Raw genomic sequence first — 21,249 nt, forward strand, 5'->3', positions numbered from 1 at the left:
CATCACCGGTGTGCGACCGCGAAGTCGTCGAAGCCCGCAGCCGTGTTGAACACACGAACACCGTTGGCCCCACTGGAGAAACTGGTGTCGGTCACGGAGATCTTCGGCGTGGCCATGTCGCCGACGTAGACCTTGATGGCCGAGCCGATCGCCTCCACCCGCAGGTGGTGCCGGGCGTTCGGCCGGACGGTCACGGCGGCTGACGCCAGTTGCGTCCAGTTGTTGTCGGCCTTGCCGAGCACGACCCGTCCGCTGCCGGTGATCCCGGCGTAGTAGCCGCGGTAGGCGTCCGTCCCGGTGGTCGCCTGCGTCACGCGGAACACGATCCCGCTGTCGCCGGCGGCGGACTTCGGGGTGATGTCGGCGTCCTGCACGAAGTTGGTGAAGTTCGTGTCCAGCAACGACTTTCCGCCGAACGAGGTTCCGGTCTCGTACCTGCCCCCGGTCGCCGTCCAGGTGCCGCCGTGCGTGGTCCAGCCCACGGCGTTGTTGTCGTCGAAGTTGTCCTTGACGCGCATGGTCACCGGCTGGATGGTGCCGTCGGCGTTGAAGGACATCCGGTCGTAGGCGACCTGCCGGTCGTTGGCGCCCGAGCGGCTCAGCGGGCGCCGGTGGTAGACGATGTACCAGATGTCCGTGCCGGGCACGTTGATCACCGAGTTGTGGCCGGAACCCCTTGCCACGGCGGCGTCCTGGCTCAACACGCGGCTGATCTTGGTGAACGGTCCGGTGGGTGAGTCGGAGATCGCGTACGAGACCGCGTAGTTCGGTCCGGTCCAGCCGTCCTCGGACCACATGAAGTAGTACTTGCCGTTCCGCTTGAACATCTGCGAACCCTCGGTGAAGTTCGCCGGAGTGATCTCCTTGTACGTGCTGCCGTCGGCGAACTGGCCGAGGCTGATCATGTCCGCGTTGAGCTTGACCACGTTGGCGTGTCCCCAGCCGCCGTAGTACATGTACGCCTGACCATCGGTGTCGACGAACACGTCCTGGTCGATGGGCTGCGCTCCGTTGACGAACTGGCTGATCAACGGCTTGCCGATCGCGTCCCGGTACGGGCCTTCCGGCCGGTCGGCCACCGCGACGCCGATGCCGCCCAGTTCGGAGTTGCTCTGGATGTCGTTCGCGCCGAAGTACAGGTAGTACTTGCCGTTTCGCTGCACGGGGGCGGGCGCCCAGACGGCTCGGCGTGCCCAGGAGACGTTCGCGGTGGTGAGGACGTTGGGGTGCTTGGTCCAGTTGACGAGGTCGGTCGAGGAGAAGGCGTCGAGGTACGTCTGCTGGTCGTACGGTCGCGACGACGTGGGGAAGACCCAGTACTTGTTGTCGTAGACCGCGACGTCCGGGTCGGCGTACCACCCGTCCGCGAACGGGTTGCCGGCCTCAGATGTCGAGAAGTCGGGTACGGCCGCCGCGGACGAGGCCACGGCGGGCACGCTGCCGAGCAGTGAGAGGGCCAAGGCCGCCAAGACGATCTTTGACGTCACGTCTCGTCCAATCCGCAGGGTTACAACGTTGTAAAACTGTGCGCATTGATCCAATCACTCTCTGTGCGTGGCTGTCCAGATCTGGAGGCGGACCGCGGTGGTCAGCGGATGCCGTTGACCACCGGGTGATCAGGCCTCAGGACACGCCGCAGCTCGGTGCGGACCAGAAGCGCTCGCAAGGGTGCTGCGGCGGCGAGGGACCGGTGGGTGCGGTGCTGGTTGTGGTGCTGCTCGTACTCACGCAGCGCGTGCCGGAGATGGGCCTCGTTCCAGATCAGCGTGCGGTCGAGGAGCTCGCCGCGCTGCGTCTTGACCCAGCGTTCCATGATCGCGTTCATGCGGGGGCACCCGGAGGCCGGTCAGCATCGTCGCGATCCCGGCGCCGCCGAGGATCTCGTCGATCAGTGCGGGGTACTTGCCGTCGCGATCACGGATGAGAAACCTGACTCGCGCGAGGCTCTCGGCGTCTTCGAGGTCCATCAGGAGATTTCGGACGGCCTGTGTCACCCAGGCATGTGGGGTGCGCGGTTGTGCCGAGAATGCGCACGCGCCTACTGGCGTGGTGGACAACATCGACGATGTACTGGCGTGCGCGGTCAGCGTGACAGTCTCGATGAAATCCATGCCAGGACCACCTCGGCTTGGGAGCGCTGGAACTCGGTCCATGTGGCGGTCGCTCGGTGTGGTGCCGGGTCAATGCCAGCAGCTGTGAGGATCTCCCACACGGTCGAAGGAGCGACCGTGACACCGAGGAGGGCGAGTTCTCCGTGGATGCGCCGATAAGCCCCACGAGGAGTTCTCGGCGGCCAGACGCAGGACAGGGCGGCGAATCGAGGCCACGGTGCGGGACGTGATCGCGGACGTGTCCGACGCGCTCGGCGCCGAGGCGTTCGCGAAGGACTACCGCGAACGCCTCGCATGACCGACGGACCACTACCGGACGGGTGCTCGCCCACGCACTGACAGCGCAAGGCGAGAGCCCGCTCCCCCGTCGACGACTCGACCAGGAAGGTCAGTCCTCGGTAGCGAGCAGGTCCTGCAGCTCGGTGATGGCCTCACCGAGGTAGGTCGCGAACCTGTGCATCTCCTCGGCGACCGACCGGGGCGTGCTCAGGTAGAGGTTGAAGCGGTCCGGCAGCAGCACGTACGCGACGCCGATGCACTTGGCGCTGGTCGAGCCGAAACCGAAGTACTGGATGTGCTCCGACGGCGCCGAGCTGGTGCTCAGGTAGTCGTCGCGCATGATCGTCCAGCCCGGCGTGTCGTACAGCGGCAACGGTTCCGTGCCGCCGCGCCGCTTGTGGATCAGCTGCAGCTCCCACAGGTGCTGCTCGGGCGCCAATCCCACCTGGCACTCCTTGGCGCGCCGGACGTGCGCGTCCGCCGCCGCCCGGAACGCCGCGCGACGGTCGGCCCGCGAGGACGATGAATCCTCCACAGTGGAAACGAAAGCGACCGCTTCCGGCGTCACCACGCGCATCGCCTCGGTCCGGCCGTTCTGGAACTGCCGGGTGCCGATCGACTCGTACGTCGCACCCTGCAAGCCCTTCGACCGCTGATGCGCGAGCTGGTACGCCATCTGCACGAACGCGTCCGGCGAGATCTTCAGCTCCTTCGCGCGCTGCTTGCCGAAGTCCTCGAACGACAGCGTCACGGTCGCCGTGTCCGCGCCGTACTGGGCGAACGACGCCGCGGCCGCCACTGTGTCCTCGCGCAGCTCCTCGGAGAGCACGAACTCGACCGGCTCGGTCGCGGGCAGCCCTTGCGCGGAAGCGCCGGACACCCGGAGGTGTTCCTCGCTCGTCACGTTCAGCATCGCGTCGGTGAACGCGAGGATGGTGGTGCCGTCCAGCTCGCAGTGCTCGACGTTGATGCCTGCCCTGCCGTCCGCGAAGACGATGAACGTCACTGCCTTGTCGAACCACCGGTTCGCGCTGTCGCCGTGCAGCAGCTGGTCGCACGCGGCCAGCGTGTCGGCGGGTGCGAAGTCCTCCAGCGCCACGCAGAACAACGCCGTCTCGATCGTCTCCAGCGCGGCAGCGTTGTCCACCAGCAGCGCCTCTCGGCTGTGCGCCCAGGCCGCCCGCGCCTTGGTGGTCAGCGGCCCGGCCGAGAACTCCGCCCGGTCCGCCTTCATGATCGCCTGCAGTCCGCCGGCCAGGTCTCCGAGGTCGTGCGGCACGCCGTCCGGCCCGAACACGTCCATCTTGAAGGCGTTGCCGCGGAAGAAGACCACGACGTGGCGCGCGTATGACGGGAACGTCGTACGCGCCGTGTCCTGCTGCACGTGCGGGATCCGGGTGGCGGAGAACAGGAACTTGTTCTGCACCATGGACTGCGGTTCGCCGCGCAGCACGACCGGCGGGATCGCCTCGGCGTCGAGCCGCACCTTGTAGGCGACGGCGGCGGAGATCAACGCTGCGGCCCGCTGCTCCTGCGTCTCCTCGACGTCGCGGAAGAGGAAGAAGAAGTTCGCGTTCAACGCGATCCGGTCGCGGCGGCCGAGGTAGCGGGTCGGCCAGAAGAGGTCGAGCCAGCTGCGGACGCCCTCGGTGCCGTCGAACTCCTCCAGCGCGGCGTGCAGCGACCGGGCCGTGCTGTCCGGCGCGAGGAACTGCTCGACGGCGGCCTCGGTGGTCGCCAGTTCGGCGTCGGTCAGCAGCGGGGCGCACCACTCGAGGAACCGCGCGCAGGTCTCCTCCAGCGTCGGCAGGGGTACCCGCGGTAGCTGGTCCTCGTAGCTGAACGTCTTGCCGTCGCTCACAATCACCTCAGGTGCGCTCGATAGGTCGTTTGGACAGGTAGAGCTGAGCGTAGAACCAGCCGCCGTCCTCCAGGCCGCTCGGGTCCACACCCACGTCGGCCAGCGTGTCGAGCACCCGCGACTGCTCCTCGGCCGAGATGAACCGCCGTTGCCGGAACAGCCCGTCCGCCCGCACGGTCTCGTAGCCGAGCTGAGCGAGACTCGCCTCGATCTCGTCGAACGGGAACATCCGCAGCACGAAGTGGGCCATCCAGGGCGCCCCGCTCGCCTGCACCACGCGCGCCAACGTGGGCGCGCCGACGTAGCCGAGGCTGCCGGTCGAGATCACCAGGTCGACGTCCGCCAGCTTGCGCTGCTGTTCCGGGGTGGGCTCGGCGCGTTCGAGGTCGGCGAGCACGGCGTCGTCGAGCAACCCGGCAGCGGTCGCGTAGCTCAACGCCGGCGAGGAGATGTCCAAGCCGACGAACCGCGCCGGGATCGCCTTCCCGCGTTCGCGCACGAGCTCCTGGTCGTCGGCCAGCACCTCAGCGGACGACCGTGCGTCCAGGTCGTAGCGGTCGTACAGGTCCTCCATCGTCAGGTCACACCGCAGCAGTGCCGCGTTGATGCCGTACGAGCTGCCGATGTCGAGCACTGTCGGAGTGTCGATCCCTGTCGTGGCCCGGTACTCCTCGACCAACGCCGTGAAATGCGGCTTGGCCAGCTGCGGGATCTGGTACTCGAGCCCCCGCAACGACGAGAAGTACGAGCGCGGGTCGGGCTGGGTGTAGATGTGGTCGAGCTCGACTTTGCCGGTCGCGTCGAATCGCACGTGTCTCCCTCAGGCCAGTCGCTCGTCCACTCGCACACCGTCGCCCACTGCCGCCAGGTGTTCGGGCAGGACCCTGCCGAACAGCTGCCGCGTCCGCGCCACCGTTCCGATGACGCCGGGCCGCAGGCTGTAGGCGAAGATCGCCGTGTGCCGCTGCCGCTCGCCCCGGACCGTACTGACCTGGTGCAGCGAGTAGCGGCCCTTGAACAGCTGGAGGTCGCCGACGCGCAACGTGAGCCGCTGGACGAGCCGGTCGTCGCCCGCGAGCACCGCGCGGACGTCGTCGAAGTTCTCCTCGTCCGCCGACCGGATGTTCGGGCAGTACTGAAACTCACCGCCGCCCTCGGGTGCCTGGGTCAGCATGCTGACGGTGAACTCGTTGGTGTCGAAGTGCCACGGGTGCGCGCGGCCGGGCGGGATCACGTTCAGCACCAGGCCGGACAGCGGGTCGGCCAGCGCGTGCAGTTCCGGCAGCTCGAAGCACGCGGCGACGAACCGCTGGAACACCTCGCTGGTGTAGAGCTGGTGGATGATCGCGTCGCGCGGGACGACGTCGCGGGCGACGAACGCGTTGCCGCGCTCCATCGTCGTGCGGCCGGGGTGGTCTGGCGGCAGCGGGGTGTCGACGTCGATGTTGTAGGCGTTGACGGTCTCGACGTCGTAGTAGGCGTGCAGGGCGATCTCGGCGCCCTCCCGCCGCAGGTCCTCGTGCAGCGCGGGTCTGATGAAGTCGGGCAGGACGCTGCACCCGACGGTGTGCAGGTCGCGGTGGGTGCGTTCGACGACCTCCCGCCACGCTGCGCCGTCCGGTTCGGTCAGCGGATAGTCTGCGGTGTTCACGACCTGTTCGAGCAGTCCCGCTTCCATCCGGTCAGTGTCACGGCGGCGATCACGGTCGCCAAGACACTTGTGAGATTGTCCGTGCCAGGCATTCGGCGGTACCGGATCACCCTGATCGACCCTGACTCGATCGAGGAACTCAACCTTCTGGTCGACCGGATCGAGGAGGCGCCGGACCTGACCGTGGTCGTGTTCGACAGCACCAACACGGAGTACTTCATGGCGCACTGGGATCTGCGTGCCGACCGGCGCCGGGTAGCGGCGATGAAGCCCGGCCCCACCGGCCTGAACCAGTACGCCGACAACCTGTTCCGGCTCAGCAAGGTGCGTGTCGCCGACGAGCAACATGGATCGCACGTCACCGACGACATCCCGGATGATGCGCGAGGGTGCGAGGTTGTCCGATGGTTGCATCACGATCGACCCGTCCGCGCGCCCCACGGCGAATCCTCCCCTGCCGGCGCGAACGCGCCCGACAGGGCCGCGAGCGGGCATAGTGACGCTTCTCCAGGCACGGGCAAGCTGTCCTGAGCGGTCAGCGATGCTCGCCGGTGTCAGCGTCGACTGGTACACCCGCCTGGAGAAGGGCCACATCCGCGGCGTCTCACAGGAAGTGCTCGCCGCCGTTGCCCGAGTCCTGCACCTCGACGACGAGGAGCGGATCTACCTGTTCGACCTGGCTCACGCCTCCCGGCCGGCACGCCGCGTCCAGACCGCCGCACCTCAATTGCCGGCGAACGTCCAGTGGCTGCTCGACAGCATGACGGGGTCCGCGGCGATGGTCACCAACGAACGCCAGGACGTCCTCGCCACCAATCCGCTGTCCCGCGCGCTCTACGCGCCGTTCTTCAGCAGCGCCACCACACTCGACGGCGCCCGCGCAAACCTCGTGCGCTACCACTTCCTCGACCCCGGCGCCCGCGACTTCTACGGCAACTGGAACGTCACAGCCGACACGCTCGTGGCCTCACTGCGCACCGAGGCCGGACGCAACCCGCACGATGTCGACACCCGCGACCTCGTCGGCGAGCTCACCACCGCCAGCGCCGACTTCCGGACTCGATGGAACGCGCACAACATCCTCATCCACGCACGGGGAGCCAAGATCTTCCGGCACCCCGAGGTCGGCCGCCTGAATCTGAGCTACCACTCCTTGGACCTGCCGATCTCCGCCGTCGAGACCCGGCACATGTGCGTCTGCACCGCCGAACCCGACTCGCCCGACGCGGACAAGCTGAACCTGCTCGCGAGCTGGGCGGCATCACACCCACGACAGCCGAACACTCACCGCCAGCCCTGATCGTCTCGGGGAGGCCACGAACAGATGGCCACTCAGGCGCTGACAGGTTCGACCGTTCCCGGGATAGGGTTGAGCGGCTCGAATTCGCCTGATACTCGGGTGTGAGGATTGCTTCGCTACAAGGACGCGAAGCTCTTGATGCCCGCGAGCTTGTAGACCTGTGTCGCGACGTCGGGGCACTCCTTCGCGACCTGCTCGTCGATCTGCGAGCCGTTGGGGACCGCGCCGCGCTGCTCGTACCACGAGTAGAGGTTGACGGTGAGGTTCGCCATCGCGCCCACTTCGGACCCGATCCCCTCCAGCGTCGGAATCTGGCCGCGCAAGTACGCGCACACATCAGCCCCGGACACGGGCGCTGCGGAGCCGGTGGACGCGGTACCGGCGGTGTCCGATTCGGCCGCCGCCGGCGCGGTGGCGGACGGTGTGGTCGCGGACGGGCTGCCCGAACACGCGGCAAGCAGCAGGACGGACGCGGCGGTCAGAATGAATCCGGAGATGCGGGTCATGGTGGGCCGTCCTCGTGTCGAAGGCCAGGTTTGGGTCCCAAGTGCGGATGGGACGCGCTGCAGCGTTTCCGGTTCCCAACGGTGTCTGCCAAGACCCTCTCGACGTTCTCACAGCGGCGGCAGTCTCCGCCATTCGCAGCACTCCGTAACGGATCTTCTGCACACCGCGACCCTGGGGTGAAGCGTTGCGCGGACCCAGGAAGCAGGTGCCATGTACGAGAGATTCGCCGAATGGATCGGCAAGCACGGGGAGTTCACCCAGGCGGTGACGAAGCTGCTGCGCGACCCCGACGGCGCGTCCTTCCCCACCACCACGACCCCGGCGGTCGACGAGCCCACCCGGATCTTCCTGAAGTACCGCGCCGAATACCTCGACCTGGGACGTGAGTTCCTCGTGGCGGCCGCCGGTGCCGGGATCGGCCGCGAAGACCGCCGGAAGCTGCTGGTCGCGTCCGAGGCCGACGCGCACCTGTTCCACAACGCGGCGGTGCTCTGGCTCGAGGAGAAACCCGGCAACGTCCTGCAGGACGTCCTGGACTACGAGGAATGCCTCAAGGCGCTCTGGTTCGACGAGGTGCTGCGCGCCGACACCACGCGCGGCAAGGCGACGTCCAACCGCGAGAAAGCGTTGCGGCTCTACTGCTTCGGCGCCGACCGCGAGACACCGCTGCCCATGGGCGACCAGCGACTCGCCGCGGCCCGACTGGCCGCCCACGTCTCGCTCGGCAAGGTCATCGCCCGGGACGAGACCCGGTTCCACCAGGACGGCGCCATCCGCGCGCACCCCGGGTTCTGGGGCCTGTTCCTGTTCTCCCCGGTGAACAAGGGCCACCGCGGCACCTTCGCGGTGGAGCCGGGCAGCACCGAGGAGCGGTGGCTGAACGAACTGCCCGCGCTCGCGATGAAGCCCGAACTCGTGCACGACGCGCCGCACGGTCAGTTCCAGGTCTACGAACGGGTGCCGCGGCCGTTCCTGGACACCGCGCTCACCCCGCCCGGCGTGTTCCTGCACCGCTCCCGCGCGCACGGCCGCGACGACTTCCTCGTCCGCGTGACCGGCGCCGACCAGGCCACCCGCAAGGTCATGGTCGCCTGCACCAAGGGCGTGGGCCTGCAACCGGACTGCCTTCCCGGGGACATCGCCGTGCGCGTCTCAGGCGTCAGCGAGTTCAAGTCGGCCTACGAGAAGAACACCACGAAACTCCCCTTCACCTACCCCGTCTCCGGCCAGAACGAGGGCGACTCCAGCTGGCGCAACATGGGCTTCTGCCTGGTGCGCGGGGACGACAGCGACGAGATCGCCACCGTCGACTTCGCGCACTTCCGCTACCTCTACGAGAAGGCGGCCGGACACCGGCTGCGCGACAGCGCCAGGGGTTTCGTCGAGCCGTTCGTGTGCGTAGAGCTGAGTTGCCTGCCGCACAACGTGGAGCGGATGCCCGAGGTCGCCGCCGCGGTGAAGGAGAACGGGATCAGCTGGCCGGCACAGGTGGTCACCGTCTCCGACCGCGAGACGAGCCTCCGGCTGGCAAAGCAGAACAACGACCAGGACTACGACTACGGCGCCCCCGCGCTCGAACTGCTCGAGTGGGAGCGCGCCTACGCCGGCTCGGCGTTCCCGGCGAAGTTGCGGGAACTCGTCCGCGCCGACGTCGAGGAGGTCGTCCTGACGATGACGAAGGCCGTCGACAGGTTGTCCACCAAGGAGTACGCCTTCACGTGGACGCAGGAGCTGCCCGCCAGGCGAGCCCTGCTGGAGCGGCGGATGGTGCTCGCGGCACAGGTCATCAGCTCGGTGCTGGCCGGCTGGACGGTGTTCGTCGACAACGGCTGGGCCTCGGACACCTACACCGGCTCGTTCTCCGGCCGCAACTTCAACACCGGTCCTCGCGACTCCAACGAGTGGGGTCCGTTCAGCCGCGGTTCGGTCCGCTCCGACCACAAAGCCCCCGCGGGTGAAGGCAGGTACTGCGGGCACGTGGACCTCGGCAACCTCACCGAGACCCTGGGCATGCCCGGCAGCAGGGTGTTCGCCGCCGTCGGCCTCATCCGGGACACGTCGGTGCCCTCCCTGCGCGCGGTGGCGAAGGCCGGCGCGGACGACGAGGAGTTCAACGACCTGCTGGGCCTGGACACGGTGTGGACGGAATCAGCCCTCTACCGCCTGGCCGTCGAGCTCGGCCAGTTCCTCCGCCAGGCCAAGGGGAAGCTCGACGAGATCGCGAAAGCCAGCGCCAAGGAGGCCTGGGGTCCCGGGCTGCCGCTCGACGAGCAGGTCGTCGTGAAGTTCCGCGCAGCGCTGGAAACGCTGCGCACGGCCGCCAAGGAGAAGGGCGGACAGCCCGCCCCGGTACTGCCCCTGCTCGACGACCTCCTGCCCCACGTCTGATCCACGGCGGCGGTCCGGCTCCCGGCGGAGCCGGACCGCACGTGCGGTCAGCGGGTCGCGGCCTCGAGTCCGGCCGCTTCGGCGGAGGGGTGGCGTCGCCGTCGCAGCTCATCGCGTTCGACGTCCGGGATCGTCATCGACTCGGCAAGCACGGCGGCGAGCGCGTCCACCTGGCTGGTGTCGACGTCGGGGTGGAAGACCCACCGGATGTTCTCGTCGCGGGTGATCAGGTCGATCACCCGCCGTGGACCGCTGTCCGGTGCGGCCGGTGCACGCACGTAGCGCACCTGGTCGATCGGGATGTCCCGGTCGATCCCGGCTTGCTCGAGGAACGTGTTCGTCGAGGCCAGGACGATGCGGCGATCCGTGATGGCGACCAGAGCCCTGCCCGTGGACTTGTCCATCGCCGCCGCGAACATCTCCATCGCTCCGTCGACGATCGCGGTAATGGGGTTGCCGTTGTCGAGCTGTTCGGGGAAGCCGAGGGCGCGGAGGGACTCGCCGTCCTCGAAGTGCCACCGCAGAACGCGGAGGTACGGTGCCGAGTCCAGCGATCGCGGTCCACAGAGGACGTCCGGGACCCCGAGCGGAGGGACCGGCGGGTGGAGGGCGTCGGCAAGGGGCTCGATCGCCTCCAGGAGCCGGGCGGAGCTGTCGCGGGCCGCCTTCACGTCCTTGCGCTTGCCCGACAACGGCCACGCGTCCGGCTCGCGGAGCTCGATCGTGATCCGGAGCTCCCGCACCAGCGCGCCGACGAGGCTCGTCACCTCGGCGAGGGTCGAGTCGAACTCCGCGCGGGTGTCGCGGGCGATGACCTCCGCGTACTGCGCCTCGGCGGCGTCCTCACGTCCCGCGCCTCTCGCCCTCCCCGCGCGCAGCGCGTGGTAGCCAGTCCACGCGTTGAGCGAGGACAGCAGGGCGTGGACGTCGAAGGTGATGACCTCGGTGTTGCTCTGCAGGTACTCGCGTTGACCGCGTGCGTCGGCACGGCTGATCCGCCCGACGTGGTCGCGGACGTTTCCCTGGTAGAGCTCGAGCTGCTTGCGCAGCAACGCTCCGCTACCCGCGACGTCGTCCCACAACGACGTCGGGACCGACTCGATCTCCCTGGCCTGCTCGACCGCGCGGTCGACGGCGGCGACGAGCCCCGCCAACTCGGCCCACTGGTCCTTGCGGACGGCGGTCAGGACCTGGTTCGTCACCGCGAGGGTGGTCCTGACGAGGCCCGAGACCTCGTTCAGCATCATCTGCAACGCGATCATCGCCAGCGCCGGCCCGACCGAGGCCGCGATCGGCGCCTTGCCCACCGCGGTCACAGGGTAGAAGCGGGCCTGGTGCACGGTCCCGCCAGGACCTGTCATCGCTCCGAGGAAACCGCCGTCCTTCGCCGCGAGCGTCGCCCCGCTCTTCAGCAGGGCCTGTGTCGCGTCGCCGAGCCGGTAGAGCCCCTGCACGCCGGCGAACGCGTTGCCGAGGTTGCCTGCCACGCCCGTCGCGCTCCCGATCGAGGCGAGGATCGCCGAGATCTGCCTGCGATCGGCGGCCGGCACGATCCCGAAGTCGACCAGATCGGGCTTCAGCTCCGGCGGAACCTCACCGGCGACGACCGCCACCCCCGGGAGCACCTCCACCAGCACCGTCGACAACGCCGTGTCGGTGACATCGTTCTCCGCAGACCCAGGCGTCTCCCCTGAGTCCGAAGGGTCCTGCATGCGATCTCCTCCCGCAGGCGCAACGGCCCGGAGTTCGGCGGCGTTGGCCGCCGAAGTCTACGGCTCACTGTCTTGCGGCAGAACGCATCCATCAGGGTTGCCCTGCTGCCGTCGTGCGGATCCGGATCGGGCCTCGCCACTCCTCGGACGGCGACAGCTCCCGGCCTCGTCAGGACGGCCCGGCCTCGAGCTCGCCAGCTCGCCTTGGATCCGCTGATGTGCCCACCGCGGGTTCTCTGTGGCGAGCCGGAGCACGAGTGCCTTGATCGCTGCTCGTGTGGGTGGGCGCCCGGTACGTCGTCGCGCGGTGTAGTCCCATTTCCAGGCGATGACGGTCAGGCGCGCTCGACGGCATCGGCCTGCGGGCCCCGGTCGCTCTGCCGGATGCGGAAGCGCACCCGCTCGCCGGCCACCAGGGGCTCGCCGGAGACCACCGAGACGTGCACGAAGAGGTCGGGCCCGCCCGCGTCGGGGGTGATGAAGCCGAAGCCGCGGTCGGCGTCGTAGCGGGCCACCGAGCCGTCGCCGGCGCGGGCTGCGGGCCGGGTGGCCGGACGGGCCTGGCTGGGGGCCGCGGTGGCCTCCACCGGCTCGCCGGCGGCCACGAACCGCACCTCGCGCGCCTGACGACCCTGGTCCATGGTGACCGTGGTGAACGTGACCCGGTCGCCCTCGGCCGGCAGGTACAGGTCGTCGACCAGGGCGCGCACGTGCAGGTAGACGTCGCCCGCCCCGTCGTCGGCGGCCACGAAGCCGAACGACTTCTCCTCGTCGAACCACAGGACGGAGCCGTCGGCACCGTCGCCGGGCGCGACCAGAGGGGCTCGGCGGACCCCGGCGTCGAAGCTCAGCGGCACCAGGTGCTGGGCCTGCGGCCCCTTCTCCCCCGCGATGACGACGAAGGCCACCCGCTGCCCGGCCGCGAGGACACCCCCGGTGACGATGGCGGAGGAGTGCACGAACACCTCCGCACCCCCGCCGTCCGGCGCGGCGAACCCGTAGCCCTTGGCCGGCTCGTACCAGGAGACGGTGGCGAGCACACCCAGGGCCGCGTCAGGCGCGACGTCCCCGGTGACGGCGACGTTCAGCGCCTGCGGACCGCGGGGTCCCTCACCGGGCTCGAACTCCACCGTCTGGCCCTCGCGCAGCGCCCGGGCCGCGCCCTCACCTTGCACCTGCGAGACGTGCACGAAGATGTCGTCGCTGCCGTCGTCGGGGGCGAGGAAGCCGAAGCCTCGCTCGAGGTCGTACCAGCGGACGGTTCCCTGCTGCACGGTGCACTCCTGGTCTAACGGGTGGTCGGGGGTCCAGTGTCCCAGGCGCCCTATGTACATCCTGATCCCGACCCGCGGCGGCTCCGCCGTGAGTACATCGCCGAAGTCACCGAGTTCGCGCGCCGTCACCAGCCGTTGCCCGAGTATGCGGACGTCCTCATTGCGTTTCTCGCCGATCTGGTGCTCGAACGCGCGCTGTTGGCGACGATCTTGTCGACAGCCAGAGACGTCAAGATCGTGCACCGTTCCGATGTGTTCTTGAACGTCTGGCGGTAGCTGGTCGCGGGCCTGGTGAGGCCGGTGCTCGTGGGAGTGCGTCTGGTAGGCCGCGAGTACCGACGATGTGCGAACCGGTCGAGATTGCCAGCCGGAACTGCCCCGTCGAGCTGGCGATGGAGGTCGTCGGCGGCAAGTGGAAACTGATCGTCCTCGAGCTGCTGGACGCCGGGGTGATGCGGTTCGGACAGCTCCAGCACGAGATCCCGACCATCACGCCGCGCATGCTGACCAGGCGGCTGCGCGAGCTCGATGCGGACGGTCTCGTCGCGCGCACCGTCCACGCCGAGTCCCCTCCCCCAGGTCGAATACGGTCTCGCCGAACTAGGGCGGAGCTTGAGCCCCGTGGTGGAGCAGCTGAAGGCCTGGGGTGAGTATTACCGCAGTTCAGCCCGCGAATCACGGGCGAGCGCGCTCCCCTCGTGACGGAGCGGCTCGAGCGGAACTGGATTTCACCGTTTGTCGATCCGACGCCCCGCGCTGTACGTCGTAGGGGAGGCCGCCTGTGGAGGCGGCCCGCACCGAGAGGTTGACGACGTGGCGAAGTACATGATCCTCATCTACGGCGACGCCGAGCAGTGGGCAGCGATGACCGAGGAGCAGTGGCAGGCGCACCACGCCGGTTACGGGGCGTTCATGGCCAAGGCCGGCGCCCGCCTCCTCGACGGTCAGCAGCTCCAGCCGACCACCACGTCGCTGCGCGCGGACGCCGGAGGTCAGGTCCACACCACCGACGGCTCGTTCCTGGAGGCCAAGGAAGCACTCGGCGGCTACTTCCTGGTCGAGGCGGCCGACCTGGACGAGGCGCTGGAGATGGCGCGGCTGCTGCCTGAGCTCAACTACACGCACAGCGGCCTGGAAGTCCGCCCGCTGGTCGAGCGCGGGTGACCGACCCGCACGACGAGGTCGTCGCGGCGGTGAGGGAGGCTACCGCCGCGACTGGGCCGAGGTGCTCGGCGTGACCGCCCAGTTCACCCGGGATCTCGACCTGGCGGAGGAGTGCACGCGCAGGCCCTCGAGACCTGGGGCGAGACGGGGGTCCCGGCGCGGCCGGGCGCCTGGCTGACCACCACCGCCCGCAACCGGGCCCGCGACCTGATGCGCCGCGAGTCCGGGATTCCGCCGCAGGATGCCCTGCTGGTCGCGGACGAGACGGTGCCGGGACCGGTGGAAGCCCTCGACGACGACCGGCTCAGGCTCATTTTCACGTGCAGCCACCCGGCGTTGTCGACGGGCCCAGGTGTTCGGGCGCTGCGAGCCCACCACCGATATCGTCCCGTTCGCGCCGTCGAGCAGGTCATGACCACCGAGCCCTACGCCTCGGCCCAGGTAGAGATCTACTTCTCGGTCGTGCAACGCAAAGCACTGACCCCCGACGACTTCCTCGACCTCGATGACGTAACCGAACGACTTCTGTCCTTTGAGGACCGATACAACCGGATCGCCCGGCCCCTCAGCCGCATTTCGGATGGACCCGGCCGGCAGCCGGTCCACTTCGTTGCTCTGCAAGGGCGTCAGCTCTCCGCGGCGTCCTGACCCAGGAGTTGTCCCGTGCGCTCCATGCAGCGCAACCGAGCGGGAGAGAAGTCATACGGCATCTTGGTGAACGCTTCGAAGGCGCTCATCTGCGTTTCATGCTCCTCGTCCAGGTTGTCGTAGATCTCGAAGAGCTTCTCCTCGGCCTTGTCCAGCCCGGCAGCCTCGCCGACCTGTTCTAGGGCCTTGTAGTGGGCATATCGCTGTGTGGCAAGTTCTTCGACACGCGGGTCATCGGGCTCGACGCCCTCATCAAGGGCCGCCTCGGCTGCGTCGAGACGGTCGTGCTCAGCCCGCAGGTCGGGGTGGGTGGCCAGCACGATGAACGTGCTGGCCTGGACAGCGGCACCCAGCGGGCCGAAGATCCGTTCCGTGACCAGCAGGGTGTCCACATCGGAGCGGCGCAGCGCGCCGGGAGGCAGGTGGCTGAGCCGGTCCGTCACCAGATCCGAAAGTAGCCCCAGTGGACTGCCCACGGCCCGCAGGCGATGAACGGCCTCGCGTTGACGTTTGATTTCGGCCTCCTGAGCGGCCAGGGTTTTCTCCAGTTCGCCCAGGCTTTCCTCGATGTCCTGGGTTTCGTCGAACGCCGCCCGCATGTCGTCGAGCCTGATGCCGGCCTCTGCCATCTTGCGGATCCACAGCAGTCGGATCATGTCGTCGTAGCCGTAGCGGCGGCGGCCGTCCCCTCCGCGCTCGGGCTCAGGAAGCAGACCGATCTGATGGTAATGGCGGATGGCGCGCGGGGTTGTGCCGGCGAAGGCGGCAGCATCACCGATTTTGACGTGGCGGGGAGGCGTGAAGGAGAGGTGCATCGCAAACGGAGCCTTTCGAGCTGTAGTGCCTTCAAGAACAGCACATGCCGCTACGGCAGGTGCAACACACCACCCAGGTCCCACCAACAGTCACGCTGGGCACACCTAGGGCACGGTTGCTGCCCGCAGAGACCAGGAGAAGGTGACAGTCCTGCGCCAGGTCGAATCCGGCCTGCTGCCCACCACCGCCGACTCCCCTGGCCGGCTCGCGACGACGTGCTCGACCAGTACGCCGACCGTCTCGCGCACCTCACCGCCTGACCGGCGATTCAGGTTCTGCGCAGTGCCGCTCCCACGACGAGGAAGCCGATCAGGAACGGGTCGACGATGCCACGTTCGACGAGACCGATCAGAATCCCGGTCTCCGACGCGAGCACGGCCATGTAGGCCGGGATCGACAGCAGGCCGTAGACGCCGGCCACCTTCAGGCCGGTCCCCAACCGGCGGGAGAAGCCCAAGGACCGGTACGCGCTTCCGATGAGGATCGAGAGCACGTTGCCGCTGAAGAACGCCGCGAAGGCGCCCAAGGCGTGGTAGTCGGTCCCGCCGTCGGCCGTCTAACCGGATCCGGGGAAGAACCCCAGGGTGACGCCGCCCGCCGCCAGCACGACCGCCAGGAAGAGGTACAGCCAGCGCCGTCCGGGCAGGCCTCGCAGCAGCACGACGCCCGTCAGCGCGGTGAGTCCGAAGAGGATGAAGCCGGTGTTCATGACCCACGCGAGCGGCGAGTACATGAACTGACCGAACGCGGTCGTCGGGCCGTGGACCCCCAGGTTGCTGATGAAGTGGTGGGTGTAGCTGTACGGCGGGTCCGTCCACGCCGCCGCGGCGATGAACTCGGCGGCGAGGTAGATGCCCGCGCTGGCCATGAGCACCGTTCCCGCCCTGCGGTTCCGTGGCGTGGAAGGTGACTGCGACTGTTGGTGCGCAACGTTTTCAAGCACGTTGTCGGCCAAGGTTCTCCCCCTGCTGATCGACGATCCGTCAGTGGTGATGCGACCTGCGAAGAATGGAGCGGACCGCTAACACGGGACCAACGTCGCGCTGACACGAGCCGCGCTGGTTTGGGGCACGGCGGTCGGACGCGCGAAGATCCCTCAATGGACAGCAGTGCACGGCTTCGCGTCACACTGCTCGGCGAGTTGGGGGTCTCTCGCGGCGACGTGCCCCTGCACGTTCCCGGCGCACGCCTGCGGAGCCTGCTCGTGCGGCTGGCGCTGGCGGGCGGCCGTGCGGTCGAGCCGGCTGTCCTGGTCGACGCGGTCTGGGGCGACGAGCCACCGTCGGACCCCTCCTCCGCCTTGCAGATGCTGGTCTCCCGGCTGCGGCGCGTTCTCGGTCCGGGTGAGGTGGTCATCCGGGCTGTGGACGGGTACCGGCTGGCTGTGGACGCCGCCGATGTCGACGCGCTGCGCTTCGAGCAACTCGTCTCCTCCGGGCGGCGGGGGCTGTCCGCGGGAGACCCGGCGTCCGCGGGTTCCGCGCTCGCGGAGGCCCTGGCGTTGTGGGGTGACCGTCCCGGCACCGAACCCGCTGTTGTCGCCGCCGTGGCGCCGCCGACGGCGGTCCGGTTGGCACGTGCGTCGATCGACGCGGCCATCGACCTCGCCGACGCGGAACTCGTTCTGGGGCAAGCCGAAACAGCCGAGGCCCGGCTCACCGGCCTGGTCCACGAACAGGAGATTCATGAGCGGGCGGCCGCTCTTCTGATGGACGCGCTGACCGCACAGGGCCGTCAGGCCGAGGCGCTGGCACTGTACGAACGGGTGCGCGAGAACCTCGCCGACGTCCTCGGCTCGGACCCCGGGAGCGCGCTGAGGGAACGTCACCTGCGCTTGCTGCGTTCTGTCCCGCACGTCACCGTGCCTGTTCGGCACGGCAACCTTCCCGAGTCGCTGACCAGCTTCGTCGGCCGCGACGAGGACCTGGCGCGGATCACCGCGCTGCTCACCTCCAGACGGCTGGTCACCGTCCTGGGCCCCGGCGGAGCGGGCAAGACGCGCTTGGCCGTGGAGGCCGCCCGCCGTCACGAGTGCCGCGACGGCACGTGGATGATCGACCTCGCCTCGGTGGCCGAGCCGGCGAAGACCGTCGGGGCCGTGCTCGCCGGAATCGGGCTGCGCGGCGGCGCGATGCTCGACGCCCGCAGGCCCCGCGAGGGTGACGAACTGGATCTGCTCATCGGCGAGCTCAGCGGACGGGAATGCCTCCTGCTGTTGGACAACTGTGAGCACGTCATCGACGTCGTGGCGCATCTCGTCATGAGGCTCCTGACCCGCTGCCCCGGTCTGTGCGTGCTCGCGACCAGCCGCGAACCCCTCACCGTCGACGGCGAGGTCCTGGTACCACTCGGTCCCCTCGCGCTGCCGGGACCGCACGACAGCCCGGAGCAGGCCCGGCTGGCAGCCTCCGTTCGCCTGTTCACCGAACGGGCCGCCGCGGTGCGGCCCGGCTTCGAGGTGGACGAGACCACGCTGTCCGACGTCCTGACGATCGTGCGCGGCCTGGACGGGATGCCGTTGGCCCTGGAACTGGCTGCCGCTCGGCTGCGCACGTTGTCGCTGGCAGAACTGGCTGACGGGCTGTCCGACAGGTTCCGCTTGCTAGCCATGGGAAGCCGCACGGCGGTTCCTCGCCACCGCACACTCCACGCGGTCGTCACCTGGAGCTGGGACTTGCTCGGCGTGCACGAGCGCGCCGTCGTGGAAAGGATCTCAGTGCTGCCCGGTGGCGTCACCACGGCGTCGGCAGCGGCGGTGTGCGCAGGCACCGACGTACCAGCCGCAGAGGTCCCCGGCCTGCTCGCCGCTCTCGTCGACAGGTCCCTGCTGCAGCTCGCGGCCAGCGCCGGTCGCTATCGGATGCTCGAGACCATCCGCGAGTACGGCGTCAGCCGGCTCACCGAGAGCGGAAAGCTTGGCACGACCCGCGACCTGGCCTCCGCCCACGCCATCGCGGTGATGGCCCACCACGACGAACGGTTGCGTGGCCCCGGCCAGGTGGCGGCGATGCGGGACATCAACGCCGAACACCACAACGCGCTGGCCGCTCTGCGTCACCTTTGCGTCACCCACGACTCTGCGGGCGCGATCACCCTCGCCCTGTCCCTGGTCTGGTTCTGGCAGATGTCCGGCCGGCACACCGACGGTTCCGACTGGCTCAGCGAGGTGCTGGCGCTGCCCGGTGCGGAGCCCACTCCGCAACGGGACTGCGCTCTGGCCGTCCACCTGATCAATGGCTCGGACTCCCTGTCGGGGATCGCCTCCAAGAACGTCATCACCGACAGCGCGGATGCCCTGGGGCTTGCCCACCGGCTGCTCTCGCACCGGGAGCTGCCCGGACAGTACCGGCTGTTCGGTCCTGTCCTGCTCTTCCTGCACGACCAGGAGGCCGCGCTCGACCACTTCCGGCGCCTGGCCGACGGGGACGACGTGTGGCTGGCCGGGCTTGCCCACCTGTTCCAGGCCGAGATCGCCGAGAACTCGGGTGATCTCGCACGGACTCACCGCCACGTGGACGCGGCCCTGGACGGATTCCAGCGGGCCGGCGACAGCTGGGGACGAGCGGCCATGCTCTCCAAACGCGCCCGGCTGCTGCGCTACGACGACCTCGACGGCGCGCTCGCCGACCTGCGCGAGGCCGAGACGTTGGCTGACGAGTTCGGGTCGCTGAGCCTGGCCGACCAGCTCTACCGCGACCTGCGCTGGATCGACCTGCATTTCCGGCGCGGTGACGTCGACCGGACGTTGGAGTTGATCGACTCGGCCCGGCAGCGGGCGACCAACGCGTCCTCGGCGGAGATGCTGGTCGTCGTCGACGCGCGGGAAGCCGACCTGCGGGTGCGACTCGGCGACCTGAACAAGGCGGACGAGTTGCTCGTCAACGCCGAACGCGGTCTGCACGGCTCCGACCCCCACACTCGGACGCTGGTCGGCAACGCACGAGCAACATGGTGTCTGGCGGTGGGCGACGTGCCCGGCTCGGAAGCGTGGCTCTCGGCGGCGCGCGAAGCCGCGCTGTCCACTCGCGAACTACCGATCGTCTCACTGGTGACGGTCACCTCGGCGGCGCGTGCCGACGCACTCGGGCAGCACCACGAAGCCGCCGTGTTGCTCGGTGCCGCTTCACGGCTACGGGGCACGCACGACCACACAGACCCTCAGGTCCTCGAACTCACCCGTCGGGGCTGGAACGCGCTCGGCAGGGCGAAGTTCGCAGCCGCCTACGCGGACGGCTGGGAGCTTGGCGTCGAGGAGGCTTCCGAACTGGGCCGCACGCTCGGCTCGGCGTAGTCGGGCAGAGGCCAGTCGCCACCGCGGTCCTCCTTGGCGAACTTGGCCGCCAGTTGAGGAATTCGAAGGAAGGTCGCCACCGCCCCTGCGGTCCGAAGTGCGTTGGCCCCCAGTCGCCCCATCGGAAATCCGATGCGCAGGAGCTTCGGGTTCACTCCACTTTGGACGTTGTCGACGAACGGGCTCAAAGTCTTGCGGTAGCGGGCGAACGCGGCCGGGATGTCACCCGGCGTTCGAGTGATCTCGCCAGCCAGCACGTAGCCGCCGACCAGAGCGGCAGAGGCGCCCATGCCGCTGTACGGGGAGGAGCAGTGCGCAGCGTCTCCGACGAGCACGACCCGCCCCGAGGACCAGGTCGCGGTCCGGACCTGCGTCGCCTCCTGCGAGTAGAAGAAGTCGGTCTGGCGCATGCCCGCGAGGAACCGCTCCGTCTGCCAGCCGGCGGCCGCGAACCGGTCGGACCAGAACTCCTTCTGACGTTCGACCGGCTGCCGGTGAATCGCGCCGGCTTCCTCGGACGTCTCTCTCAGTGCGAAGTAGACCTGCGTTTCGGTGGCGTTGTGACTTCGGCGCATGATCATGCGGCCGCCAGGAGCGTTGTACGTTTCCCGCATGTCGCTGTCGGTCGCGTCGCGAGGGATGAACCAGTACGCCATGTGGATGCCGACCGGCCAGTAGGGGTCGGGCGCCTCGGCGGGCTGGATCTCACGACGGATGCGCGACCCTTGTCCGTCGGCCCCGACGAGGAGGTCGAACGCTTCCGACGTTCCATCGGAGAAACGCACGACGACGCGATCCCCGTCGTCACTGAAGCTCTCGACAGTCGTGCCGAAGACGAACCTCGCGTGGTCCTTGGTGGCGCCGTGGAGGATGCGCACCAGGTCACCGCGCATGATCTCGTACTCGGACGTCAAGGTCTGGCGCCCTTTCCCCGACGTGTTCACCGGCACGGTTCCCCATCTCCTGCCGCGTCCGTCCACAAAGGCCACGCCGGGCTCGTGCACGAGCGCGTCGCGCACAGCGCCGAGCAGTCCCATGCGCTCGACCACTTCGATCCCTTGACCCCGGAGATCGATCTGCGCACCGGTCGCGCGCAACGCCGAGAACCGTTCGGCGACCACTACTTCGTGCCCTCCTCTGGCGAGCCAACAGGCGACGGCCTGGCCTGCGATACCGCCGCCGCAGACAAGGACTTTCACGGGTCGTACAGGTGCGTTGGGCGCCATGTCGACTCACTCTCTATCAGT

19 protein-coding genes and 2 pseudogenes are annotated in these 21,249 nt (G+C 68.8%); 8 read left to right on the top strand and 13 right to left on the bottom strand.

Annotated elements, in window-relative coordinates:
* Positions 1-2 precede the first annotated feature (2 nt).
* From OG205_RS10465 to OG205_RS10485, 5 genes are all read right to left on the bottom strand, one after another.
* A complete protein-coding gene (locus tag OG205_RS10465) occupies positions 3-1,487 on the bottom strand; it encodes a family 43 glycosylhydrolase (protein WP_330275999.1) in 1,485 nt (494 codons plus the stop codon).
* Positions 1,488-1,588: 101 nt separating this feature from the next.
* A complete protein-coding gene (locus OG205_RS10470) occupies positions 1,589-1,825 on the bottom strand; it encodes an integrase core domain-containing protein (protein ID WP_330276000.1) in 237 nt (78 codons plus the stop codon).
* Positions 1,826-2,499: 674 nt separating this feature from the next.
* Positions 2,500-4,257: a choline/carnitine O-acyltransferase gene (locus tag OG205_RS10475; protein ID WP_442916775.1), complete on the bottom strand. Its 1,758-nt coding sequence runs from the start codon at positions 4,255-4,257 to the stop codon at positions 2,500-2,502.
* Between the two features lies 1 nt (position 4,258).
* A complete protein-coding gene (locus OG205_RS10480; protein WP_330276002.1) occupies positions 4,259-5,062 on the bottom strand; it encodes a class I SAM-dependent methyltransferase in 804 nt (267 codons plus the stop codon).
* Positions 5,063-5,071: 9 nt separating this feature from the next.
* Entirely contained in the window at positions 5,072-5,929 is an 858-nt protein-coding gene (locus OG205_RS10485; RefSeq protein WP_330276003.1) for a HalD/BesD family halogenase, read from the bottom strand.
* Here OG205_RS10485 and OG205_RS10490 point away from each other — a divergent pair.
* Both OG205_RS10490 and OG205_RS10495 read left to right on the top strand, forming a co-directional pair.
* Positions 5,831-6,433: a hypothetical protein gene (locus OG205_RS10490; protein WP_330278388.1), complete on the top strand. Its 603-nt coding sequence runs from the start codon at positions 5,831-5,833 to the stop codon at positions 6,431-6,433. The genes OG205_RS10485 and OG205_RS10490 overlap by 99 nt on opposite strands.
* Before the next feature lie 10 nt (positions 6,434-6,443).
* A complete protein-coding gene (locus OG205_RS10495; RefSeq protein WP_330276004.1) occupies positions 6,444-7,202 on the top strand; it encodes a helix-turn-helix transcriptional regulator in 759 nt (252 codons plus the stop codon).
* A gap of 116 nt (positions 7,203-7,318) precedes the next feature.
* Here OG205_RS10495 and OG205_RS10500 read toward each other — a convergent pair whose 3' ends face one another.
* Complete coding sequence (locus OG205_RS10500; RefSeq protein ID WP_330276005.1) at positions 7,319-7,708, bottom strand: hypothetical protein; 390 nt, start codon at positions 7,706-7,708, stop codon at positions 7,319-7,321.
* Between the two features lie 211 nt (positions 7,709-7,919).
* Here OG205_RS10500 and OG205_RS10505 point away from each other — a divergent pair, with 211 nt between their 5' ends.
* Positions 7,920-10,097 carry a hypothetical protein gene (locus OG205_RS10505; RefSeq protein ID WP_330276006.1) on the top strand — a complete coding sequence of 726 codons (2,178 nt, stop codon included), beginning with the start codon at positions 7,920-7,922 and terminating at the stop codon, positions 10,095-10,097.
* 47 nt (positions 10,098-10,144) lie between these two features.
* On the opposite strand, the gene OG205_RS10510 is transcribed toward OG205_RS10505, so the two are convergent.
* The 3 genes and pseudogenes from OG205_RS10510 to OG205_RS10525 form a co-directional block, all read right to left on the bottom strand.
* Positions 10,145-11,809, bottom strand: coding sequence for a hypothetical protein (locus OG205_RS10510; RefSeq protein WP_330276007.1), 1,665 nt, complete (start codon positions 11,807-11,809; stop codon positions 10,145-10,147).
* 335 nt (positions 11,810-12,144) lie between these two features.
* A complete protein-coding gene (locus OG205_RS10515) occupies positions 12,145-12,849 on the bottom strand; it encodes a cold shock domain-containing protein (protein ID WP_442916816.1) in 705 nt (234 codons plus the stop codon).
* Positions 12,850-12,879: 30 nt separating this feature from the next.
* Positions 12,880-13,083: pseudogene (locus tag OG205_RS10525) on the bottom strand (cold-shock protein); the annotation flags it as partial.
* Positions 13,084-13,119: 36 nt separating this feature from the next.
* Here OG205_RS10525 and OG205_RS10530 point away from each other — a divergent pair.
* The 4 genes and pseudogenes from OG205_RS10530 (at position 13,120) to OG205_RS10545 (ending at position 14,895) form a co-directional block, all read left to right on the top strand.
* The gene (locus tag OG205_RS10530; protein WP_330276008.1) at positions 13,120-13,359 is read left to right on the top strand and encodes a hypothetical protein; all 240 of its coding nucleotides are present in this window, start codon (positions 13,120-13,122) and stop codon (positions 13,357-13,359) included.
* A 176-nt stretch (positions 13,360-13,535) separates the two neighbouring features.
* A pseudogene (locus OG205_RS10535) lies at positions 13,536-13,785 on the top strand (winged helix-turn-helix transcriptional regulator).
* A gap of 111 nt (positions 13,786-13,896) precedes the next feature.
* Positions 13,897-14,247: a YciI family protein gene (locus tag OG205_RS10540; RefSeq protein WP_330276009.1), complete on the top strand. Its 351-nt coding sequence runs from the start codon at positions 13,897-13,899 to the stop codon at positions 14,245-14,247.
* Positions 14,248-14,358: 111 nt separating this feature from the next.
* Positions 14,359-14,895 carry a hypothetical protein gene (locus OG205_RS10545; RefSeq protein ID WP_330276010.1) on the top strand — a complete coding sequence of 179 codons (537 nt, stop codon included), beginning with the start codon at positions 14,359-14,361 and terminating at the stop codon, positions 14,893-14,895.
* Here the strand turns inward: OG205_RS10545 and OG205_RS10550 are convergent.
* From OG205_RS10550 to OG205_RS10560, 3 genes are all read right to left on the bottom strand, one after another.
* A complete protein-coding gene (locus tag OG205_RS10550; protein WP_330276011.1) occupies positions 14,874-15,710 on the bottom strand; it encodes a MerR family transcriptional regulator in 837 nt (278 codons plus the stop codon). The genes OG205_RS10545 and OG205_RS10550 overlap by 22 nt on opposite strands.
* A gap of 269 nt (positions 15,711-15,979) precedes the next feature.
* Positions 15,980-16,237 carry a hypothetical protein gene (locus OG205_RS10555; protein WP_330276012.1) on the bottom strand — a complete coding sequence of 86 codons (258 nt, stop codon included), beginning with the start codon at positions 16,235-16,237 and terminating at the stop codon, positions 15,980-15,982.
* Positions 16,238-16,267: 30 nt separating this feature from the next.
* Positions 16,268-16,579 (bottom strand): DUF998 domain-containing protein, encoded by a 312-nt coding sequence (locus OG205_RS10560; protein WP_330278140.1) that lies wholly within the window; start codon positions 16,577-16,579, stop codon positions 16,268-16,270.
* 231 nt (positions 16,580-16,810) lie between these two features.
* On the opposite strand from OG205_RS10560, the gene OG205_RS10565 reads away from it, so the two are divergent.
* Positions 16,811-20,002, top strand: a complete 3,192-nt coding sequence (locus tag OG205_RS10565; RefSeq protein WP_330276013.1) for a BTAD domain-containing putative transcriptional regulator — start codon at positions 16,811-16,813, stop codon at positions 20,000-20,002.
* On the opposite strand, the gene OG205_RS10570 is transcribed toward OG205_RS10565, so the two are convergent.
* Entirely contained in the window at positions 19,933-21,228 is a 1,296-nt protein-coding gene (locus tag OG205_RS10570) for an FAD-dependent monooxygenase (RefSeq protein WP_330276014.1), read from the bottom strand. The genes OG205_RS10565 and OG205_RS10570 overlap by 70 nt on opposite strands.
* Positions 21,229-21,249 lie beyond the last annotated feature (21 nt).

Origin of the sequence: Lentzea sp. NBC_00516 (assembly GCF_036346835.1) — a bacterium.
GTDB lineage: Bacteria > Actinomycetota > Actinomycetes > Mycobacteriales > Pseudonocardiaceae > Lentzea > Lentzea sokolovensis.